The sequence below is a fragment of the Parabacteroides timonensis genome (assembly GCF_900128505.1).
Taxonomy (GTDB): Bacteria; Bacteroidota; Bacteroidia; order Bacteroidales; family Tannerellaceae; genus Parabacteroides; species Parabacteroides timonensis.
Genome location: NZ_LT669941.1, coordinates 405,634 through 426,452 on the forward strand (window position 1 = coordinate 405,634; position 20,819 = coordinate 426,452).

15 protein-coding genes are annotated in these 20,819 nt (G+C 46.4%); 13 read left to right on the forward strand and 2 right to left on the reverse strand.

Annotated elements, in window-relative coordinates; genetic code table 11:
• The first annotated feature begins 21 nt into the window (after positions 1-21).
• The 5 genes from BQ7394_RS26255 to BQ7394_RS09280 all read left to right on the forward strand — a co-directional run bounded on the left by BQ7394_RS26255 (position 22) and on the right by BQ7394_RS09280 (position 3,115).
• The gene (locus tag BQ7394_RS26255) at positions 22-540 is read left to right on the forward strand and encodes a hypothetical protein (protein WP_235848716.1); all 519 of its coding nucleotides are present in this window, start codon (positions 22-24) and stop codon (positions 538-540) included.
• Positions 474-2,063 carry a DUF4906 domain-containing protein gene (locus tag BQ7394_RS09270; RefSeq protein ID WP_235848717.1) on the forward strand — a complete coding sequence of 530 codons (1,590 nt, stop codon included), beginning with the start codon at positions 474-476 and terminating at the stop codon, positions 2,061-2,063. Before BQ7394_RS26255 ends, BQ7394_RS09270 begins: the two co-directional genes overlap by 67 nt.
• 102 nt (positions 2,064-2,165) lie before the next feature.
• On the forward strand, positions 2,166-2,621 hold the full coding sequence (locus tag BQ7394_RS09275) for a hypothetical protein (protein ID WP_075557191.1): 456 nt from the start codon (positions 2,166-2,168) through the stop codon (positions 2,619-2,621).
• A gap of 42 nt (positions 2,622-2,663) precedes the next feature.
• Positions 2,664-2,786 carry a hypothetical protein gene (locus BQ7394_RS26455; protein ID WP_262497538.1) on the forward strand — a complete coding sequence of 41 codons (123 nt, stop codon included), beginning with the start codon at positions 2,664-2,666 and terminating at the stop codon, positions 2,784-2,786.
• Positions 2,787-2,821: 35 nt separating this feature from the next.
• Positions 2,822-3,115: a hypothetical protein gene (locus tag BQ7394_RS09280; RefSeq protein ID WP_075557192.1), complete on the forward strand. Its 294-nt coding sequence runs from the start codon at positions 2,822-2,824 to the stop codon at positions 3,113-3,115.
• Positions 3,116-3,160: 45 nt separating this feature from the next.
• Here the strand turns inward: BQ7394_RS09280 and BQ7394_RS09285 are convergent, their stop codons facing one another.
• On the reverse strand, positions 3,161-4,294 hold the full coding sequence (locus tag BQ7394_RS09285) for an AAA family ATPase (protein WP_075557193.1): 1,134 nt from the start codon (positions 4,292-4,294) through the stop codon (positions 3,161-3,163).
• Positions 4,295-4,488: 194 nt separating this feature from the next.
• On the opposite strand from BQ7394_RS09285, the gene BQ7394_RS09290 reads away from it, so the two are divergent.
• From BQ7394_RS09290 to BQ7394_RS09320, 8 genes are all read left to right on the forward strand, one after another.
• Entirely contained in the window at positions 4,489-5,472 is a 984-nt protein-coding gene (locus tag BQ7394_RS09290; RefSeq protein WP_235848718.1) for a tyrosine-type recombinase/integrase, read from the forward strand.
• Positions 5,473-6,003: 531 nt separating this feature from the next.
• Positions 6,004-6,597, forward strand: a complete 594-nt coding sequence (locus BQ7394_RS09295) for a DUF3575 domain-containing protein (RefSeq protein ID WP_075559948.1) — start codon at positions 6,004-6,006, stop codon at positions 6,595-6,597.
• A 13-nt stretch (positions 6,598-6,610) separates the two neighbouring features.
• On the forward strand, positions 6,611-8,041 hold the full coding sequence (locus BQ7394_RS09300) for a DUF3868 domain-containing protein (protein ID WP_075557195.1): 1,431 nt from the start codon (positions 6,611-6,613) through the stop codon (positions 8,039-8,041).
• A gap of 24 nt (positions 8,042-8,065) precedes the next feature.
• Positions 8,066-9,976, forward strand: a complete 1,911-nt coding sequence (locus BQ7394_RS09305) for an Mfa1 family fimbria major subunit (protein WP_075557196.1) — start codon at positions 8,066-8,068, stop codon at positions 9,974-9,976.
• 19 nt (positions 9,977-9,995) lie between these two features.
• Entirely contained in the window at positions 9,996-10,733 is a 738-nt protein-coding gene (locus BQ7394_RS26460) for a FimB/Mfa2 family fimbrial subunit (RefSeq protein WP_262497539.1), read from the forward strand.
• A 35-nt stretch (positions 10,734-10,768) separates the two neighbouring features.
• Positions 10,769-11,017, forward strand: a complete 249-nt coding sequence (locus tag BQ7394_RS26465; protein ID WP_262497552.1) for a FimB/Mfa2 family fimbrial subunit — start codon at positions 10,769-10,771, stop codon at positions 11,015-11,017.
• Positions 11,014-12,396, forward strand: a complete 1,383-nt coding sequence (locus BQ7394_RS09315) for a fimbrial protein (RefSeq protein ID WP_075557197.1) — start codon at positions 11,014-11,016, stop codon at positions 12,394-12,396. The genes BQ7394_RS26465 and BQ7394_RS09315 overlap by 4 nt, the downstream gene beginning before the upstream one ends.
• Positions 12,397-12,408: 12 nt before the next feature.
• Positions 12,409-18,015 carry a T9SS type A sorting domain-containing protein gene (locus tag BQ7394_RS09320; RefSeq protein WP_075557198.1) on the forward strand — a complete coding sequence of 1,869 codons (5,607 nt, stop codon included), beginning with the start codon at positions 12,409-12,411 and terminating at the stop codon, positions 18,013-18,015.
• 269 nt (positions 18,016-18,284) lie between these two features.
• Here BQ7394_RS09320 and pbpC read toward each other — a convergent pair whose 3' ends face one another.
• On the reverse strand, positions 18,285-20,591 hold the full coding sequence (gene pbpC / locus BQ7394_RS09325) for a penicillin-binding protein 1C (protein WP_075559949.1): 2,307 nt from the start codon (positions 20,589-20,591) through the stop codon (positions 18,285-18,287).
• Between the last annotated feature and the right edge of the window lie 228 nt (positions 20,592-20,819).

Consider the following 20,819-nt stretch of genomic DNA (forward strand, 5'->3'; position numbering starts at 1 on the left):
GACTATACATATTTATATAAGATGAACAAATTGATATATATAGGAGTACTCTTGTTACCGGGCTTGCTTTTTACGATCGGTTGTTCGCAGGAAGAAATGAGGGAGCAGACAGACGGGACAGATGTTGAAGACGGAAGTTTTGTCCCGGTCGCTTTCAGTATCGACCCCGAACCGTTACAGATAATTATGGATATGGAAATCGAGGGGGAAAGTTTACTGTCAACTAAAGTGGGAAATGAAGATGCAACGATCAATAACCTGACGGTACTTCAGTTTAATTGGGATAAGGAAACTGAGGGTGGCGATGGGGTGACTGCCCAATGTGTTACTTCCCGTTATCTGCGTGCTCCGGAGCCGGAAGATGGAACAGTGAATGTCTATTCTATCGGGTTACGTGCGCAAACGACCCAAAAGCAGCATCTTATTTTTTCGCGAATGCAGGTCCCATTTTTCAGCAATATGAAGGGAAAATATTGGCTGATTTCAGAAGAGAGACGGTGGCATTGGATCAGAAAACAACCAGCGGAGATAATGTGCTGATGATCGGTGCTGTCGATGTTCCGGTCGTTTCAGAGGTGAATACAACTCCTTACGGATTAACTTTAAAAAGGTTGGTTGCCTGCGTTCATTTTAGTTGGACCGCGAAACCGACAGTAACGAATACAACATTTACCTCTTCTGTGCTGCAGCTGAAAAATGTCCCGAAGGTTTTGAAGTACATCGATGGAGTAGAGACTGCCGCGGCTGATTACCCGGAAAAAGCAGCAGGTAATTTTAAGAATTATACCCCTATTGTAGATCGTATCGACGACGGTTTTACGTGGTATATTCCGTTGAATCGTCGTGCTGGGAAAGGAACTGCTGCTACCAGCTGGGAAAAAACCGAAGAGAAAGCTCCCGATAATTACTGTACTTATATAGAATTAGCAGGCGTTTACCGTACGCCCAATATGTCTGATCAGTTAGCGGCTTACCGTTTCTATATCGGGGAAAATCAGACGGATGATTATAATGTTTATCAGAATCATACGTATGAAGTCAAAGCGGAGATAACCGGTGTGAATACATTCGATAAGCGGGTTACCCGAAAGATTTTCAGCTACTATCAATCGGCAAATTCTTTTTTGATAGCACCTGTGAAAGATAATGAGTTATCATTCAGTCCGTATACTGCTCCGGGGATAGATGTGAATGGTACAGGGATAATTTATAAGGTTCAGTTGATTGAAGATCGTTACAGTAAAATTTCTGATGTGAAATTGATATGGCAGACATCTACGGATCTGGTATCGGTTTCGCATGGGCAGGGGATGATTTATGTAAAACCAAATGAACAAGGTATTTCCGGCAATGCGTCGATCGGTGCTTATGATGAAGAGGGTAATGTTATATGGAGTTGGCATATCTGGGTGACGGACTATGCCGGTATTATCAATGATAATGAAACGAATGTATTAGTCGGTACACGACAAACGTATAACAATCTCGAATGGATGGATAGGAATTTGAGGGCATTGACTGCAACGCCGGGACAAGCAACAACACTTGGATATGCTTATCAATGGGGTAGAAAAGATCCTTTCCCTATGAGTGGTAACATTTCTACTAGTGTTTTGCGTCCTTTTTATGATGCAAAGGGAGATTATTTGCGGTCGGGAGTTGCAGTAGAAGAGAGAAATTCATCGGGACAACTTATTGTAGACAAGTCAATCTCGGAACCTTGGATTTTTTATACAAATACGATAACAAATCATTCTAAAAGTTCAGGGTATTGGTGGGGTGGTAATTCTATAAATGTTCTATTATGGTCTGATAACTCGAAAACGATGTATGGTCCTTGTCCTGCCGGATGGCGATTGCCATCGGGTGCAATTGCGACTAAGATGGCTGGCTCGACGATGAAAAATTGGAGTGGAACAAATTATGGAGCATATTATAGAGGAGTCTCCTGGTTCCAATATTATGGTTATCTGCTTTATAGTTCCGGAGCAATTGGAGAACCCGGTTCAAGTGGGGTTTATTGGTCTACGACTGTTCGTAGAATGTATCTTGCTTCAAAATAATCATACGGCAATAGGCAGTGATTTACGAGATTGTGATTATGGTTTTATCGGTCGTTGTGTGAAAGAATAAATAGAAGTAGAGCAATATATAAATGATGAAATATGAACAAACAACAACTCTTACAAGGATGTCTGGGTTTCGGTCTGGTATTCACCTCATGCGGTAATCACAAACAGATTGCATCCAGTGATGGTATTCCGGATCGGATCGTTATACCGGTCGAACAGGTGACGGTAAGTGAAGAAACGAATTCCGGTCCTGAAGTACGTAACGTGAAAATTCCGCTGATACAGTTGGAGGCTACTTCCGTTTACCGGCAAATGCTGGTGTACGCCGATCTGGATGAACTGGTGGCACGGGTGTATTCGTCTCCGAAAACCTTGTCGATCGAGGAGTTACTGCAAGTCGCTTCACTCTACCGGCCCGGTACGGAGCAGTACCGCGAAGTGTATGAATTGGCAGCTTATCGTTTCTCGGATTGCCGGGTGGCTCAGTTGAATGCAATGGCTTCGTCACTGGCAATGGGGGATAGGGAGGCTGCCCGTTACTTTTTGTAGCGGTGCGAAGGAGATCCCCGTTCGTATATCAATCAAGGTGTTTTGTTGCTGATGGAAGGCGATGCGGACAGTGCCTGCGAGTATTTCCGTAAAGCGATGCCCGAAAATCCGCGACAGGCAAGGGCAAACCTGTCGGTTGCCCGCGAATTGATGGAGAGACGTTGATCGATAAACAGAAAATAGATAAGCTATGAATAAAAATGAACTGGCCCGTGCTGGAATACACCGCACTCAGTACCTTACGTTTCGACCTTCAGCAACCGGACATCATCCTGCGTTTTATCGCCCAAATGGAAAAACGCAGGCCCGATTACAAACCCTCTTTGGTCCACCTGGCCTTTTCCCTGCTTCTGACCCTCTCTTATAAGGGATCGGTGGAGTACCTGGGCGACAAGCTGCGTGAAGAATGGCTCACCGCTGAAGATCTTAATATGTTGAACGACAAGACCGAAGTCACGGATGAACCGGGACACATGCAGTCTCGTGTGAAATAAGTATAAAACAGCAATGGAATGAACGACGGTAATACGGTCGGATGATTAATAAGGCTGTTGGCGTAACCAGATAGCAAAGAAGCGATCGTAAACGATATAACCGGCTTCTGTCCGGTAGACCATTTCCATTTTCGTAAGTGTACGAAGAGCGGAATTCACACTGCTGGCAGCTTTCAGTTTGTATTTGGAAATGAAAGAACCGGCATTGATCTCCGGTACGATCCGTTCCTTTGCTATCGCTTTGATTAAACGTATAGCACCGGAAGTATAAGCTGCCAGTAAGTTTTGATAACCATATTCATTTTCTGCGACGATTTCACGTATAGCACGACTCACCATTTCCTGATCGGGGTTTACGGAATATCCATACAGACGGTTTAATATGGCTTGGATATACCATGTATGCCCTTCGAACTCATCGTAAATGCTGGAAAAAGTATCTTCATTTATAAGGAGGTTTTGTCTGGCAAACCAAGTAGCGGCGAAATCGTAATAAGCCTTTCTGTCGATACACCCGATGGTTATTGTCTGCGTACTTTGATAAAAAGGACGTTTGGTCGACAAAAACATTTCCTGCATAACATGCTGTTTACTGCCGGCAAAAATAAAACGGACATTAGGTAAAAACTGGATGTAAGAACGTAACAAGGCTTCCACTCCTTTTTCCGGATATTCCGTGATTTGCTGGAATTCGTCAATGGCGATATAGCAACGTTTTTCCGACGATTGCAGGTAATTGAATATCTCTTTTAAGGTAGCTTCTTCTTTATCTGTCGCAATATCGATACTGACTTCCGGCATGCCTGATAGCTCATCCAGCGTAAAAACAGGGCGGCAACTTTTAATGAACCGGTTGATCCGTGATATCGCTTTTTGAGGTATGGAGTCGAGGCTGCCTAATACGGTGCTGGCGAATACCTGTACAAACTCATTCAGGTTTTGTGTCGAATAAATATCGAGATAAAGAGTGATAATGTCGGGTTGTTGTTCATGTAACTTATAGAAAACATGCTTAATCAATCCTGTTTTACCCATACGCCGGGGAGCAACAAGCGTCAAGTTGCGTTCGTTGTATAGAGCATTGATTATTTGCCCGGTTTCCTGTTGTCTGTCACAGAAATAATCGGGGCCGTAATATCCTGCTATCAGGAAAGGATTGTTCGGTTGAATTGTTGGCATATCTTCATTGCGTAAATTACGTAACGCAAATTACGTAATAAAGATCGAAGTGTGCAAATAATAACTAATACATTTGTCAACGACCTACCGGATCGGTTCCTTTTTTATTTGGAAAAGGGGGTAGGGGTAGATATCTTTGGGGGCGTATTTGCTGTTATAAGGATGGTAATGGGTGATTTATAAATAGTATGGAAATGAAAGTAACACAAGAAAACAATCGAAAAAGAAAAGGCCCTTTGTTGTACGACTATATTCGGCAACGGGCGGAAAGTAAACAACAGATGGGTAAAAACAGTACAGCTGACCTTTATTTGGCAGCCGGTCGTCATTTTTACCGATTTCAAAGAAACAAGGATATACCGATTCGTGATCTGACTTCCACCTTGTTAAATGATTTTCAAGCCTATTTGCAGGCAAAAAGATTAAAGATCAATACGATTAATAGTTATCTGAGTAGCCTGAGGGCTGTCTACAATGCGGCTTTCGACGAACAGCCGTTTAAAATGAAGTATCATCCGTTTCATAAGCTGAAACTGAAACGCGATCTGACAGTCAAAAAAACTTTATCTGACCAGCAAGTAAAGAAAATGGCGACAGCTGATTTTCGCGACCGTCCTGATCTGACTCTGGCTACCGATTTGGCACTATTTAGTTTCATGGCTTATGGTATGCCTTTTGCCGATATGGTTCGTCTGACTCGAAAGAATATTCGAGGGCAAGCTATAGTATATAACCGTCATAAAACGGGGATTGAGATATGTATTGAGATTACTTCCGGTATGTGGCAAATTATTCATAAATACGAGTCTTCCGAGAGGGATTATCTTTTTCCTGTGATGTTTGCATCTGCTACTTATCGGCAATACAAGGGGATGCTCTCTAATCATAATTCTGCATTGAAAGAAGTGGGTCGGCTTCTGTCGATTTCTGATAACCTGACCTCTTATGTAATGCGTTATACCTGGGCTTCGGAGGCTCGTCGTTTACATGTGGACATCGCCGTGATCAGCCAAGCATTAGGACATACTAATGAAAAGACAACCCGCGGATATTTTAATCGGATGGAACAGCCGGAACTGAATGAGGCCAATCAAAAGATTACGGATCCCATTAGTAAAATACTGATAAGCAAACAAAAAGGTAGAGGTGTTTTTCGGATGGAAGGAACTTATTTATGAAATAAGAAATAGCTTATTTATGAAATAAGAATAATATCATAAAGTCTTTTGAAAATCACGCATTATCATTTATCTCAAATGATTACTGAATGCAAAGTTAAAATATTAGTTGTTAAAAAAGAAACATTTTCTTACTATTTTATCTACATCTTTAGGTTTGTTTTTAGGTTAGATAAAGACTTCTCGAAATTTATACTATATTTTATATAAATTCAACCGCTAAATCTATACTAATATTAAATGGCAGAATGTTTAGACATAGCCGGTTAACCCCATCATGCTTTAACTTTTCTTTAGTAAAGATATCCTTACCGATTTTTGTAGAATTAAACATGTTTGAGTTTCCATTGTTGGTTTTTTACTCTTCATAATAGCTGTCGTTTCTTCAGAATTTATATTCTAAAATAGACAACCTAAACTTATTTCATAAATAAGTTTAGGTTCATGGTGAGTTTACCTGGTATTAGAACCTTTACTCCGCGATTTTTGAATCAGCGAATAAAATAATTATAATAAAACATAACTAGTATGATGAGAAAACTTATCTTGATGATGTTCCTGTTTGTGATCCCTCTGTCGTTCTACGCACAGGACAGGTTGACCGGAGAAAAAGGTTCGACCGTCGGGATCAAGACCAATATTCCATATTGGGGAGCAATGGTAACTTTCAATGCCGGCGCGGAGTTCCGCTTGGCACGTCACTGGAGCCTGGATATAGAAACCGGCCTCAATCCGTTCGACGGAAAGAAGGGCGACGGGAGCTATAGCAAATCTCTCAAACACTGGAGGCTGCATCCGGAGATGCGCTATTGGTTCTGTGAAACATTCTATAAACATTTCATTGGGTTACATGTCCCGTACATATTATATAATGTATCGGACATCAAGTTGCTCGGTACCGAAAACGAACGCCACCAGGGTTGGGGCGCAGGAGTAGGTGTCAGCTACGGATATTCCTGGTTACTCTCCAAGCACTGGAACCTGGAAGCGACTGTCGGTGTGGGTTACCTCTACCTCGAATCGGAAAAGTACCCTTGTACCAATTGCGGACGCCGCCAGGAGTATGTCAAGAAGCACTATTTCGGTCCCACGCAGGCCGCTATCAACCTGATTTACCAATTCTAAATAGGAGCGCCTTATGAAAATGAACAAACATATACTGATCGTGACAAGCCTGCTGGCGATAGCCACCTTGCAGGCACAAGAAATCAAAGTCAAAGACAAGATTGTAGAGAAGTCGGATGGTACTCTCGTGATCGGCATGACGCTCGACTTCGGAGAAATCAAAGTCCCTTCAGACCGTAGCCTGGTTTGCACACCGGTCATATCGGCAGGAGACAGCATCCGTCCCCTGACACCGGTCATCCTGAGCGGACGCGACCGACATATATTATATGAACGGACGAACCGCACCTATACGACACACGATGAATACGAACTGCGCCGCGAGAACGGCAAGCCGCAGACCTTCGAATACACCACCCGCACACCGATGGCACCGTGGATGAAGAAGTCGGAAGTCGCCCTCGTCATCGACGAATGTGGTTGCGGTTGGGAGGCATTGCAGAACGACCGCTCACCGCTTTTTCCGATTAACATGGCAGAGCCGGTGGTATTGAAACCGCTGCTTGCCTACCGTACGCCCGAAGCCGAAGCAGTCAAGGCGCGTTCGATCGAAGGCAAGGCGTTCCTTGACTTCCCGGTCAATAAGATTACGATCTATCCCGACTACCGCAACAACCCGCGCGAACTGGCCGCCATCCGTGCCACGATCGAGTCGGTGAAGGACGATCCCTACGCCACTATCACGGAGGTGTGGATCAAAGGTTTCGCCTCTCCCGAAGGAACTTACGCCAACAACACTTATCTGGCAGAAAACCGTGCCAAGGCTTTGCGCGACTATGTGAAGAGCCTTTACCGCTTCGAACATGCTACCTTTAGCGTCGACTTCGAGCCGGAAGACTGGGAAGGGCTGGAAAAGCGGCTGGAAGAGATGAACTTGCCTGACAAGGCGGAACTGCTCGCCATCATCCGCAACCCGGAACCGCGCGACTTAGACAAAAAGGAATGGAAGCTAAAGACGCTGAACGGCGGAACCTCTTACAAGATCCTGTTGAGTGACATCTATCCCGCCTTGCGCCACTCGGACTACGTGGTGAAATACAACATCCGCAACTTCACAGCCGAAGAGGCGAAGTCGCTCATCTACACCGACCCGAAGAAGCTCAGCTTGAACGAAATGTTCATGGTGGCGCAGCTTTTCGAAGCCGGCAGCGAGAAGTATAACGAAGTGTTCGAAATCGCGGTCCGCATGTTTCCGGATGATCCGGTATCTAATTTGAATGCCGCCAACACCGCCATTCGGACAGGTCAGCTCGACCGTGCGGAAAGCTACCTTGCGAAAGCTGTCGAAGGCGACGAGAAACAGTTGGCACTTGCCTCCGTCCGGATGCTGCGTGGCGATCTCGACGGTGCGGAAGCGATCCTGAAAGGATTGGAAAACAGCTCGGTAGCAGGCGAAGCCGCCCGTGCGAACCTCGAACAGATCAAGGCGAAGCGCGAAGAATGAGATATTTTCAAAAAACGATAGCGTATGAATATTACACATAAATTATTAGTATATGCCTGTGCTGCGGGCTGTTTTTTGTCTGCCGCATGTTCGGATGAGTACCGGACGGAACGGGACGACGACGGCGACAAGCCGGTGGAGGAGAACTATCTCCGACTGACGCTCCGTTGTCCGGATGCCAAGGCACCGCTCACCCGCTCGAATCCTACAGGAGGCGAGAACGGCGACGGCTACGAGCCGGGGCAGGACTACGAGACGCGCATCGACGACCTGATGTTGCTCTTCTACCAAGGGACAGACGGGGTGAACTCGCCTGCCTTGACCCCGATAGACAAGATTATCTATCTCGACCGCGACGCTATGCAGGGCGACAACCGCACCGAACCGGTGTTGGTGGGATTGCCCGCCGGATGGTACGACCTGCTGGTTATTACCAACACCGGCAATATCCGCCCGCAGCTCAAAGACTTGACGCTCGGAGAAGTACGTGACTTCCTGCAAAAGCGTGCGTGGATGGAAAGAAACGGCGAGTATTCACATTTCGTGATGGCTTCGGACGGCCACCTGGACGAGAAGGTGTATATCTGTGGCGACAACACGATCGATAACCCCGCTTTCGCAACGGTCGAGGTCGAACGCCATGCGGCACGCATCGACTACCTGCCGGTACATGACTATTTCGATGTGATGGACAAGACGGCGGGAGCAGCCCGCGTGTCGATTACCGGTGCCATGATCGTCAACAAGCTGGATGCAGGTTCATTCATGGTCAAACGAGTGGTCGGAGCGGTGGCCAACGATGCGTTCGGACCGGCAAGCGCAGTTGAGTTTTTAGGCTTGGAGTTGCCTGAATGGGGCGACCACCAGACTAACTACGTGCTCGACCCGTGGAGCCGCTACAAGACGATGGCGAATGTGAACAGCGAGATGTTCAACCCTAACTGTCCGGAGCGTCCCGCTTCGGACGGCAAACCGGTCGAAGCACTCTATGAAAACTACTTTATGAGTTTCGGTACTTCGGCAGGTAACTGGCGTTTCACCAACGGCATGGGTGACCGCGTGGGCGAATGGTACCGCGTGGGCTACACGAAAGAAAATACGGTGGCGCGTGCCGACCAGTCGCCTTACTATTGCACAGGCGTGGTGTTTAGGACATTATACGGCCCCAGAAGGTGTCTCTTCTATGATCCCGGCACTGGCACGACCGACTATCGCAAAGGATTGGACGGTTCGCCGTTTACCTTCTTTGCTTTCAAAGGCGTAATTTACGGTTCGCCCGAAGCAGCGATGCTGGCTTTCACCGAAGGGGCACTGGACGTCTCTACCTACGACTTCACGGGCAAGACCTGGGGCGACGTGCGTTCGCTGGCATCGAGCTTGAAGGAGGGCGACCCGACCGGATACCGCCGTTTCCTTTCAAGGCAGTTGAAAGACAAGGATTCGTCAACGGCTCTGACTGCAGCCGAAGCTGCGGCATTGGCGTGGAAGAAATATATGTACACGACGTTCGGATATGCCTCACGCACGGACGGCACGCCGCAAGTTAATCAGGGTGGTAAAGACACGCGTCGTCTGTTGGCACGCTATGGTCTGCATACCTACGTGGACGGTGTTTGCTTCTACACCCACTGGATCCGCCATTCCAACAACAATGCTCCTTCGAAGGGAATCATGGAGTATGCCATCGTGCGCAACAACGTCTACAAGTTGCGCATCCGTGACTTCTACGGCCTGGGCGACGACATTCCCTATGAACCACCGTTCGATCCCGAACCCGATGAACCGATAGATCCGGATAACCCCGATAACCCGGATGATCCGAAAGACCCTGACAATCCGGATGAACCGGACAAACCCGATGAACCGGAAAAAATCGAGATCGAAGTGATTGTCAAGCCTTGGGGACCGCTTCCGGACGAGACGATTTATTTTTAACATGTAAAATTGGAGAACAATGAACTATCATAAAATATTATATCTTTTATTCCCGGTGCTGGCGGTGTTTTGCCTCGCCGGACTGGCTTCATGCGATTATATCCATGACGAACTGTCTCTTTGCCGGCACACGCTCCGTTTCGTCTACCGGCACAACATCAAACACGCCAATGCGTTTGCCTACGAAATGGTGAACCAGGAGCGCGAAAAGAACGTCCTCCTCTACATCTACGACGACAAGGGGGCGTTCCTCTCTTCCCGTCTGATCGAGGGCGAGGAACTGAAAAAGAACGAGATCGACCTCAGCGAACTGGCTCCGGGCGATTACCGCCTGTTGGCTTGGGCGGGGCTGAACGACCGCGACTATACTTGGACGGAACCCGCCGCAGGCTCTACGATCGAAGACTTCCGTATGGCGGTGAAGGCGGCGGAGAACCGTGTGGACCGCGAGTTGTTGGGACTCTTCCAAGGTGAGCTGGACTATACGATCCCGGCGGGCGGCGCGACCGACACCGAGTTTCCGCTCGTGAAAAACACCAACAAAATCCGTTTCATCCTGGTGGATGCCAACCGGGGTACGGAACTGTCGAAAGACGCCTTTGACTTTGTAGTCACCACTACCAACGGCGACCTCGACGCGCACAACCAGCCCATTGCCGACACCCGCATCACCTGGCTGCCCTACCTGCAACAGGTAGAAACGGTCAAGTCGGCTGATATGCAACCGTTGCCTACGATGCCGTCTGCACCGAGCTGAACACCTTACGCCTGATCGACAATGCGACCGGTACGCTGAGTGTCCGTTATGCAAGCGAAAAGACGCCGTTTATCAATGTCGATCTAGCAGGTCTGTTGAAGCTGACGCAGATCGCTTCGCACAAGTTGCCGGGACAGGAGTACCTGGATCGTCAGGACGAATATGTGCTTACAGCCTATGTGGATATCGCCGGTGGACGGGCTCATTGCCTCTATGTAGTAGTGGACGACTGGATCGTCCGTCTCGAAGACGTGACACTTGGTAATGAGGAGATGGGATTATGAAAAACAGATTGAACCAATACAAGAGCTTGCCGCTGCTTGCCAGCCTGTTTGCCTTCATCGCGTTCGGTTGCGTGAGCGGCGAACGGGGTGCGGGGGGCGACCCCGACCTTCCTGACATGCTGGAGGTGGATTTGCAGGTGGGTATCTCTGAGGCTTCGAAGTCGTTGCAGACGAAAGCCGCAGATGCAAATGCGTTGCCCGGTGAACAGATCAACTCTTTGGTCGTGTTTATCGTCAACGCTTCCGGTAAGATAGAAAAGAAATTCCAACCGGATTTGACTGGTGACGAGGAGGCGAAAAAAGGCGAATTGACAAGCTGGAAGTCCGGCTCTTTCGAGATTACCGGTGGTCCGAAGAAGATTTATGCGTTTGCCAACTGGGAGTCGATAAAAGACAATCCGTTGGAAAATGTTGTAAATATACCGGAAGGACAAGATATGCCGTCGCTTCCCGTTTCCGTTTCTTGGGAATCCGGTGTTAATGACGTTTCTAAGACATCAAAATACCTCCCCATGAGCGTACAGGAAGAGTGGATTCCGGCAAAAGGGGTGAAAACGATTTGTTTGGTTCGTTTAGTAAGTCGTTTGAAAGTCAAGATACTCAACAGAACGAGCCATACGATTACTGTTACAAAGTTAACTTTAGGCAAGTTCAACACGGCAGGAAATCTTTTTGAAGCGGATAAGTATTTGGCTCTGACGGAAGGCGGTTATTCGATTGACAAGCCTTTCGAAGATAACAAGCAACTTGCAGTAAGCGAATCCATAGAATCCGATTGGTATTACGTGAACGAATCGGAAGCTACCGACGGTTTTGAGGTGGAGTTGGAAACGAGTAGTGACAAACATTTAACAGGTGATAACCCCCATCAAGGAACAAAGTACACCGCTCTTCGCCAGATCCCCCGCAACCATTTTTGGAATCTGAATATCGAGTTCACGCCTTATAAATTGACGCTTTTAGCCGTAAGTAATGAAAATCCTCCGATCGGCGGGTATCCGGAATCTTCGGTAACAAGCGAAGGTATAACCGATTTGGTTTGCACTGTATATGGCGGTGGTCCGTTTACTATTATAATCGAAAAGTTAGTTTCGCAGGAGGAAAACGGAGATGTAGATCTTTCTGACCAGGTAACTTGGAGTATCGGAAAGGTAGATAAGGGAGATTTGTTGGCAGAAGCTCCTAATAAAATCGAGCAAGCCACAATGGATGGTGCATCACGTTATCAAATAACAGGCGGTCGCATGGTCGGTGCAGCCACTAAGGATCAAAGCTCGACTTTCGAATTGATTGCAAAGAAAGACGGCAGTGTTTTAGCCACTTTCCAAATCCAGTTACGATTTGCGGATCTATTTGAACTGACAACAGATAAAAACTAAATTCAGAATACGATGAAACGAAAAAAAACAATATATGACAAATGGCTCCGAACGTTACTCCTGTCGTTTGCCTTGCTCACAGGCGGAGGTGTCGGGATGGCTTGGGGACAGGAAACGACGACTAGACCGGTGATTAGCCTAATGTTTTCAGAAGATCATGATAAAGTTCATGTGAAAGAAGAGATTATTTATGTTGATCCAACTAAGCCACGTGTATTGTCGATACCAGTGTTGAATGTAAATACGAGGAACAATAATGACCAATCCTACAACTGGTTTGTTCATTGGTATGTGAAAAATGGGGATAATTTTGTCAAAGAAAGAATAGGACATCACTCAGTAACTGTTACTAAAAACATGTCTGCTAATAGAGGTGGATCTTTGAGTATATGTAATGAAAACTCAGTAGGAAATACAGGAAATGCAGATCTGTACATAACACATGATTATTTTATCAAAGTCAAAGAAACCGATGGCTTAATTTGGTCGAATCGATTAAAAGATTCAAATGTTATTCCGGAACAAACCAACGGGATTTTGAGTGAATATAAGCGTGGTTTGGGAATCGACGCCTCTACCATTGTCTATACATTGCCGGAGGACTATGCAGATGGTGATGTTGTGTATTGTGATGTAAGTGTTTATCAGGATGGAACTTGGACACCTTTAAGTTCTTCTGACATCAAAGGAACATATGCAGAACCCACCTTGCTTAAACGATACAAGTATGTAATAAAAAAAGCGGAAGAGTGTCCTTCTTATATTCAGGAGAAAACAATTTATCATATTGATTTTCCGAAAGATGCAGAATCTATAAACTTATCTATGCCTTATACACCGGATAATTATTTTTGGAACGATGGGAAGGTTCACCAAGGATCAAAATTTCAATATCGAATAAATAGTGATGATAATGCCGATTTTAAAGATTTTCATCTTGTAACAAGAAAGGCAGACTTGGATTTGCAACAGACGCAGAAAATAGAAATAAACGATGCGCTTAAAAATGATTTTAAGGTTGATATACGAGCCATTTGTAATGAAAACACTCCCCATCAGAGTGGGGTTATTGCCACTTTCAATTTTCATCCGATTGAGAATGCTAAGTTCATATTGGAAGATGAGATAAATAAGGATAGTGACAGATGGCCCAGAGGGAATATTAAGAAATATAAACAAATAGGGATTGTTGATTTTGACCAAAATTCTATTGTAAATGAGATTCAAGCAGGTGATAATATGTCAAATAATCCTTTGGGTTCTTTCAATCAGTCTGAAACAAGTTACGGATTTATATATAAAAACGGTAAGTCCTTATTAGACCAAAATTCAAAGTGTTATACTTCATATCCTGGAATGTATGGCTTGTTTAGAAGTGCGAATGTTGAAGGTAAGTCTAAACATGATGGTCTTTGTTCTACTGGCGATGTAAATAGATACTATAAGTGGGTAACACCTTATATAGAAAAAGCGTATAATTATGGAAATAAAATTTATGAAAACAGAGAATTGTATGATCGAACTTATACAGTAACCAAGGAAGCAGGTGATACAAAATACGGTTATTTTTGTTATATTGATGCAACTGATGAACCGGGAACTTTGGTTTCCGTACCAATAGAAGGTTCTATTTGTGGAAATACGGAGTTGACCGTAACCGGATGGTTAGCCGATATGACGCGCCCGGGATGTGACGTATGGGCTGATGGTAATCCTCTTCCGTTGGTTCCTAATTTGAATATAATATTAAAAGGAGTAAAAGGTCAAGAAGAAGTTGTACTTCACAGGTTTACAACAGGAGATGCATTAACGGATTATAAAGATAATAAGCTTGGTCATTCAAATGCTTCTAATGTAAATACAGAGACCAGAGATAAATTTAATTATAACCTTATGAAATGGCAACAATTCCATTACAAATTTGTCGTTTCGGAAGATGAGATCGCCGGCTGTACCGAATTTTATTTGGAAGTCCAAAACAACGAGCCCCACACCGATGGAGCCGACTATGCCATTGACGACATCCGTATCTTTAAAAGAAAACCGGAAGTTGAAATTATCCAAGCCGGTGACTTGTGTGATACGGAATTAAAAACAGTCAAATATGCAACAAGTTATAGTAATATAATGAGTGTAATGGGGTTGACTGCGAACACAAAAGTGGAAGGTATAAATAAAGACGTAGAATGGGATGACAAGTTGCCTCAGGAGTTGAAGGATTATATAAGTGAAAAATATCCTAATGGCGAAAGTGATGCAGTAGAATATTTTACAAAAATTTATTATTCCGTTTATGCGGAGGATAATTTAAATAGTCCTATTGAAATCGACTACGATGGTGACGGCATCCCGGAATCATGTCGTGTGTCTTATCTTTCCACTCGTAAGGAAGATATGAAATGGGTGGATTCGTCTTTTGGTTCGGATGGGAAAACTTCGGGAGATAAAATCTATTCTCTTCCTCTTAATATTGGTGAGTCTTTTGATCCCAATAAAAAATATATAGCCAGAATTTCTGCTCAACCGATAGGTCACCCAAGTGTGCCTGTTAAGTGTGATGCTTGTGCTTTAACCGGAGATCCGTTTAGTATTTCTCTTACGGGAGATCGCTTTAAGATATTTGAAGGGGATGATTTGAATACTGAAATCTCATCGCCGGAAAATGCGGAGCAGGGGAAAAGATATAAAATAGCCGGTAATTTCCGTTATTTGGGTGAGAATGGATGGGAAACAGTAGAAAATGCCAAGTTTGATTGGTTTATAGGAGATGTTGTAGAGTTTAATGCATCAACAGTGACTGTGAATAGTCAAACATACACAATAGCACAGGCACTAAGGGAGATTTCTACGAATCCGGATGGGAGTGAGGCTATAAAAAATGCTTTAACAACTTATGGAGAAAAATATAGTAAAGACAATGTGAGGGGAAAATTTGTTTTTAGTCAACCATTCTTTGAATACACAATGGCAAACAAATACCAAACAATTATAGGTTTGCCACAAGCTCAACAAAAAGATGGTAATGGAAATGTGATTGATGACCATTTGTATTGCCCTGACCCTGTCGTAATCCAATTAGGTCCGAATCCTCCGACTATCGAGCCGGGTGATCCCAACGTGCTCGATCCAGTGGACTCGGATGATTCCCAAGACCCTGAAGACCCGGACCCCAAAGATCCGGAGGATCCGAATAATCCGAACCAACCCGATGATTTGGGTGGCAAACATGTCCGGTCTGTCCGTGTCGGATTAGTCCAGATACAAGATATGCAGGAGAATGATGGAACATTGCGTATTCCGGTTCATTTCCGGAAGTCGGCAGAGGGTGAGACATTTGCCAAGGATACAAAGACCGATATAATGGTTTTGAAGACTTCTGACACGAAATGGAATAAATCAAAATCGGTTGCTACTTTGGAGGAACTTGTCGATGATGCTACAACAGTAACCTGGGCTACGAATTATTTCAAAATCAAATTCACCTCAGATGCTGTTAACAACCTCAAAGAAGGTTTTTGGTATATGGTGGATATACCTTATGTTGTAAAGGATAAAGAAGATAAGATTACTTATTCCAGTTCTTTCCAACTCACCCTCAAAATCATCCCCGAATATGTGACGTGGGTAGGAAGTGCCGAAAATATGCACAACTGGAATAACGACGGACCAAAGCATTGGAGACGGTCTACGGATAATGAACTTTATACAATGAACATTGCAAACGAAAACGGTGGGCATACTGAAGCCTACACTCCGATGCGTTTCACGAAAGTGACCATTCACGGGAAAGCGAAAGATAAGAATGGTAGTTATAGTACTGATGGAAACGCTTATGCCGCCTATCCGTATTTGTACAGATTGAATAAACGGACGACAGCTCCAACAGCCTTAGTGGATATGGCTCCGGCAGGCATGGATGCAACTATCGGTGCCGCCACCAAGAATATCGAATACGACTTGCTTGCCGATCCGGATTATGAACGGGAGTTGTTTGGAAGTGTTATGAATCCGGATAAGTCGACTACAGGTGATAATCACAACTACTCTTGTGTCCGCTTCTACGGCAACATCTGCGACGAGATTTACATCAAGCCCGAATCGGAAATCCTGCATACGGAATACCTGACCTACAACACGGCACGGGTAGACTACGAAATGGCTCCGAACCGCTGGTACATGCTCGCTTCACCTTTGAAAGGCGTAGTGTCGGGGGATATGTATTTGCCGACAGGTACAGGAACTCTAAAGGTAGGTAGTTATGCACGCCAGGAGACACCGGCGTTTACGGATATTACCTATGTGGATAATACAAACTATACCCGTTGGAAACCTGCTGTTTATATGCGCGGATGGGATAAGGTTACAGCTACGATTGTTCGCCCGGATGGTACTAAGCCCAATTACGGAATTGAAGCTAGTTGGTCAAACCTCTATAACGATGTAGATGTTCCGTTTACTCCGGGTGCTGGATTCTCGATTGGGACGAAGACGGATAGAACTACTGCATTAACTAACGATAAAGTATTGTTTCGTCTGCCAAAGGCTGATACTGAATATACGTATTATGGTAGTAATAATGGTACAGAAGGAGATAAAACAAAGTTGACAAATCGTGAAGGTAACGGCCGCTTCCATATCAGCCCTGATGAAAAAGGACAGAACGCTGTTAAGTTTTGTGAGGCTTCCTCTACAGGCGGTATGTTCGGTAACCCGTTCATGTCGCATTTGGATATGACAAAGTTCTTAAATGGTAAGTCACCAAATATCTACTATATCATGACCGCTACAGGTACGACTACCAATATCTTGGGTGATGAATATTCCATCTCAACAGGTGATGCAGATCCTAAGTTTGTCGCCCCTCTCCAATCATTCATCGTGAAAGATCTGGCTTCTGCTACTTTCACTACCGACATGATTGCGAAAGCCCCGACAACCGGAAAGCTCGGTTTGCGCTCCGCCACTGTCGCTCCGACCGAAGAATCCCTGCCGCAATTGCGCATCACCGCCACCCGTGACGGAGTACGCAACACCGCCGTCGTTGCCGCTCTTGCTACCGCTTCGGACAGCTATGTGGAGGGTGAAGACGCTGCCTTGCTGATCAACGAGGAAGTCGCCGCACCACAGGTGTATACTCTTGCCGGTAATCAGATGGTAGCCATCAACGTGACATCCGACCTGGCTGAAATCCCTGTCGGTATCCACGGCAAAGACGCGACCCCCGTGGAGCTGAGTTTCAAACTGTCAGGTGCCATGAAGAACGTGAAGCTGGTAGACAAGCAAACCGGCAAGCGCTACGACGTGACCGACGGCCTGACGCTGACCGTCCCGGGTAACACCTACGGACGCTACTTCCTGAACGGCTCCATCGCCACGTCGAACGAGATCATCGCCCAGGGCCGCATCATCTTCTACAACAGTGCCCCCGGACGGATCGACGTCTCTTCGGTCGATGCACTCAACGAAGTGACGGTCTACGACATCGCCGGTCGTACCCTGCGCACCTTACGCAACCTGAACACCCCGACCGTCTCTGTCGACCACCTCGCACCGGGCATCTACGTTGTCCGTGCCGAAAGCGGTTCACAGACTATCAGCGATAAGGTAGAGGTGAAATAACAGTGTAACTCTTATGTAAATGATATGGTGGGTAATAGTTATATTGCTCACCGTATTTTTGTTAATGCTGCTATTTATGATGAAGTTAATACTTTTAATAGTGTTTGGTGTAATCCGTGCCTAAAAACAAGCTGGGGAGGCATGATAGTTAGTCAATGTTAATCCATGCCGCTTCTTCTTCCGGGTGTTCGACAAGCTGGCGTATGATTCGGTGTTCCCAAATTGGGGAATCGATGATGCGCCCGGCGTCCCGGTAGATGCCCGCAAAATTACATCGTGCATGTAAACAGTATCTTGCGCTGATTGCCCCAGTTGTCGATCAGCGTAAGCATGTGTTTGCCTGACGGGACGGAACAGGCGATCTGATGGTCAGGTCCGGTGGTTTCGCCGAGGTAGGTGTCGTCGAGATGCCAGTAGATGGTTGCCTCTTCACGGGCGTGGGCGGCTTTGAAGATAAACTTTTCGCGTTTGCCGGAGAAGCCTTTCGGGAGGTATAAGACGGCATTATGTTCCGGGTAGATCAGTTCGATTTGCCCGGAACTTTTTGTTTGTTCGCATCCCGGTTTGATGGGCGGGAGGGGAACATAGTCGATATGGTAATTGCGGTAATAATATTCCTGGGACGGAGGGAGGACGAACCAGGGGCGGGTGATCATCCGGTCGACCGACTCGCAGGAGCTGTTTACACGGAAACGTCCGTCAGCCGAGAGATGTATCAACTGATGGTAAGGGCAGACGGGGGTATTGATGCCTGAACGGGGAATGTACAAACTATCTACCTGGTCGCATATCTGCGATGCTTTGTGACCGCTGCTACGGCAGATGGCTACCTCTTCCAGTTCATCGTAAGGTATGTCGAACCAATCACCGCCGGGAAGCAAGGAGAACAGATCGAACAAGACAGGGGCGGCATTGCCTACACCGGTCAGTCCCGGGCGGCCTTCGCCCGATGCGTTTCCTACCCATACACCGACCACATAACGGGGAGTTGTACCGATGGCCCAGGCATCGCGTCCTCCGTAGCTGGTCCCTGTTTTCCAGGCAATCTGTTTCATCGATTCGAATTGTTGCCAGTCGGCTTCCTCTTCCGGGCGGTTGAGGGCGGACATTGCTTCGTAGGTGAACCAGATGGAAGCGGCTGAAAGGAGGGGCTTGTCGGTGAGACGCCGGTCTGCGACCGACCGGATCGGTTCCTTTTCTTTATTAATAAAAGGGGTTAGGGGGCGGATATCTTCCGGGTTGTACCGGCCGTTGTAAGGACGGTAATGGGTGAGTACCCGGGAGAGGGAGGCATACATTCCCGAGAGATCCCATAAGGTTCCTTCGGCTCCTCCGAGGATCAGGGAGGCCCCGTAGTGTTCTTCCGAAAAGCGGAGGGTGGTCATCCCCAATGCTTTCAGCAGTGTCATGAAACGTCCGGTGTTGTATTGCGATAACATGCGGACGAGGGGAACATTCAGCGAACGTTCGATAGCCCGGTGGGCAGGGACGGCTCCGTTGAATGTCTTGTTATAGTTTTGCGGCATGAAGCCATTTATATTCAGTGGAACATCGGAAACGAGGGTGGAAGGGAGTATCTGTCCGTCGTGGAGCATCCCGGCATAGAGGAAGGGTTTCAGTATACTTCCCGTGCTGCGGGGAGAGGTGATGACATCTACCTGGTTTCCCCGTTTCTCGTCAGCTTTGAAGCTGGCGTTACCGGCATAGGCCAGCACTTCGCCGGTTTCGACATCGGCGATGATGGCGGCGAGGTTATGGATATGGTTGGAGCTATATTCAAGGGCGTAACGGTTGACCAGTTCCTGTGCCTGTTTTTGCAGGGAGTAGTGTACCGAAGTCGTGATACGTGTTCCGGGGGTAAGGGCGGCAAGCCGTTCCAACAGGTGAGGGGCTTCGTCGGGTAGGGGGACAGGGGCTTCCGGTAGGGGTTCCATGCAGGACAGTTCGTATTCGGTGTTGTCGATGATACCTCTTTCTTTTAGAGTAAATAGGAGGTTGTCGCGTTTGGTTTTCAGTTGTCTGCGGTTTCTCCCCGGATGGATCAGGGCGGGGGAGTTGGGCAGGACGGCGAGTGTGGCGCTCTCCGCCCAGGACAGGTCGGAGGCACTACGTCCGAAATAACGCCAGGCGGCTGTTTCGATGCCGACTACATTGCCGCCGAACGGGGCATGGGAGGCGTATAGGTTGAGTATTTCTTTTTTGCTGTGGGTCGTTTCGAGGAAGAGGGCCCAGCACATTTCGATGCTTTTCTCATAAACGGTACGGTCTTTATTCCCTCTGGCGATACGTGCCAGTTGCATCGTCAGTGTACTTCCTCCGCTGACGACACGGTGATACCGGACATTCAGGTAGGCGGCACGTAAGATAGCTGTCACATCGATCCCGGGATGATAGAAGAAATATCGGTCTTCATAGGTGGTCAGGCAGGTGACAAATTTCTCCGGCAACGAGTCCGTTGCCGGAAACCTCCATTGCCCGTCCGGCGCAATACGTGCTCCCAGCAGGTTACCTTCCGAAGAATAAAGTAAAGTAGAATAGGGAACAGGGAATAAGACACGGGGAACCAATAGGTACATTCCTCCCCACAAAAGAATGACAAACAGCAAAAAGAAAAGAAGTATCTTCTTTCGATTCGCTTTTAGTGAGGTGATGAGTGCAGTATGACGCATTTTATTTAAACAGGACGGTATGGTATCAACTAATACAAAGATAGTTCTTTTTATTATATACATTATTCTCTGAAACGAATAAATGCGTATATTCGTGAATTGTCTCATTGGCTAAGAATAAGTAGTAACCGTTAA

Excerpts from the sequence above, each read along its gene's own strand:
- BQ7394_RS09290 (WP_235848718.1), top strand. The coding sequence starts at position 4,489 with ATGAAAGTAACACAAGAAAACAATCGAAAAAGAAAAGGCCCTTTGTTG.
- BQ7394_RS09315 (WP_075557197.1), top strand. The coding sequence starts at position 11,014 with ATGAAAAACAGATTGAACCAATACAAGAGCTTGCCGCTGCTTGCCAGC.
- BQ7394_RS09300 (WP_075557195.1), top strand. The coding sequence starts at position 6,611 with ATGAAAATGAACAAACATATACTGATCGTGACAAGCCTGCTGGCGATA.
- BQ7394_RS09285 (WP_075557193.1), bottom strand. The coding sequence starts at position 4,294 with ATGCCAACAATTCAACCGAACAATCCTTTCCTGATAGCAGGATATTAC.
- BQ7394_RS09280 (WP_075557192.1), top strand. The coding sequence starts at position 2,822 with ATGAACTGGCCCGTGCTGGAATACACCGCACTCAGTACCTTACGTTTC.
- BQ7394_RS09305 (WP_075557196.1), top strand. The coding sequence starts at position 8,066 with ATGAATATTACACATAAATTATTAGTATATGCCTGTGCTGCGGGCTGT.
- BQ7394_RS09275 (WP_075557191.1), top strand. The coding sequence starts at position 2,166 with ATGAACAAACAACAACTCTTACAAGGATGTCTGGGTTTCGGTCTGGTA.
- BQ7394_RS26255 (WP_235848716.1), top strand. The coding sequence starts at position 22 with ATGAACAAATTGATATATATAGGAGTACTCTTGTTACCGGGCTTGCTT.
- BQ7394_RS09295 (WP_075559948.1), top strand. The coding sequence starts at position 6,004 with ATGAGAAAACTTATCTTGATGATGTTCCTGTTTGTGATCCCTCTGTCG.
- BQ7394_RS09320 (WP_075557198.1), top strand. The coding sequence starts at position 12,409 with ATGAAACGAAAAAAAACAATATATGACAAATGGCTCCGAACGTTACTC.
- BQ7394_RS26460 (WP_262497539.1), top strand. The coding sequence starts at position 9,996 with ATGAACTATCATAAAATATTATATCTTTTATTCCCGGTGCTGGCGGTG.
- pbpC (WP_075559949.1), bottom strand. The coding sequence starts at position 20,591 with ATGTACCTATTGGTTCCCCGTGTCTTATTCCCTGTTCCCTATTCTACT.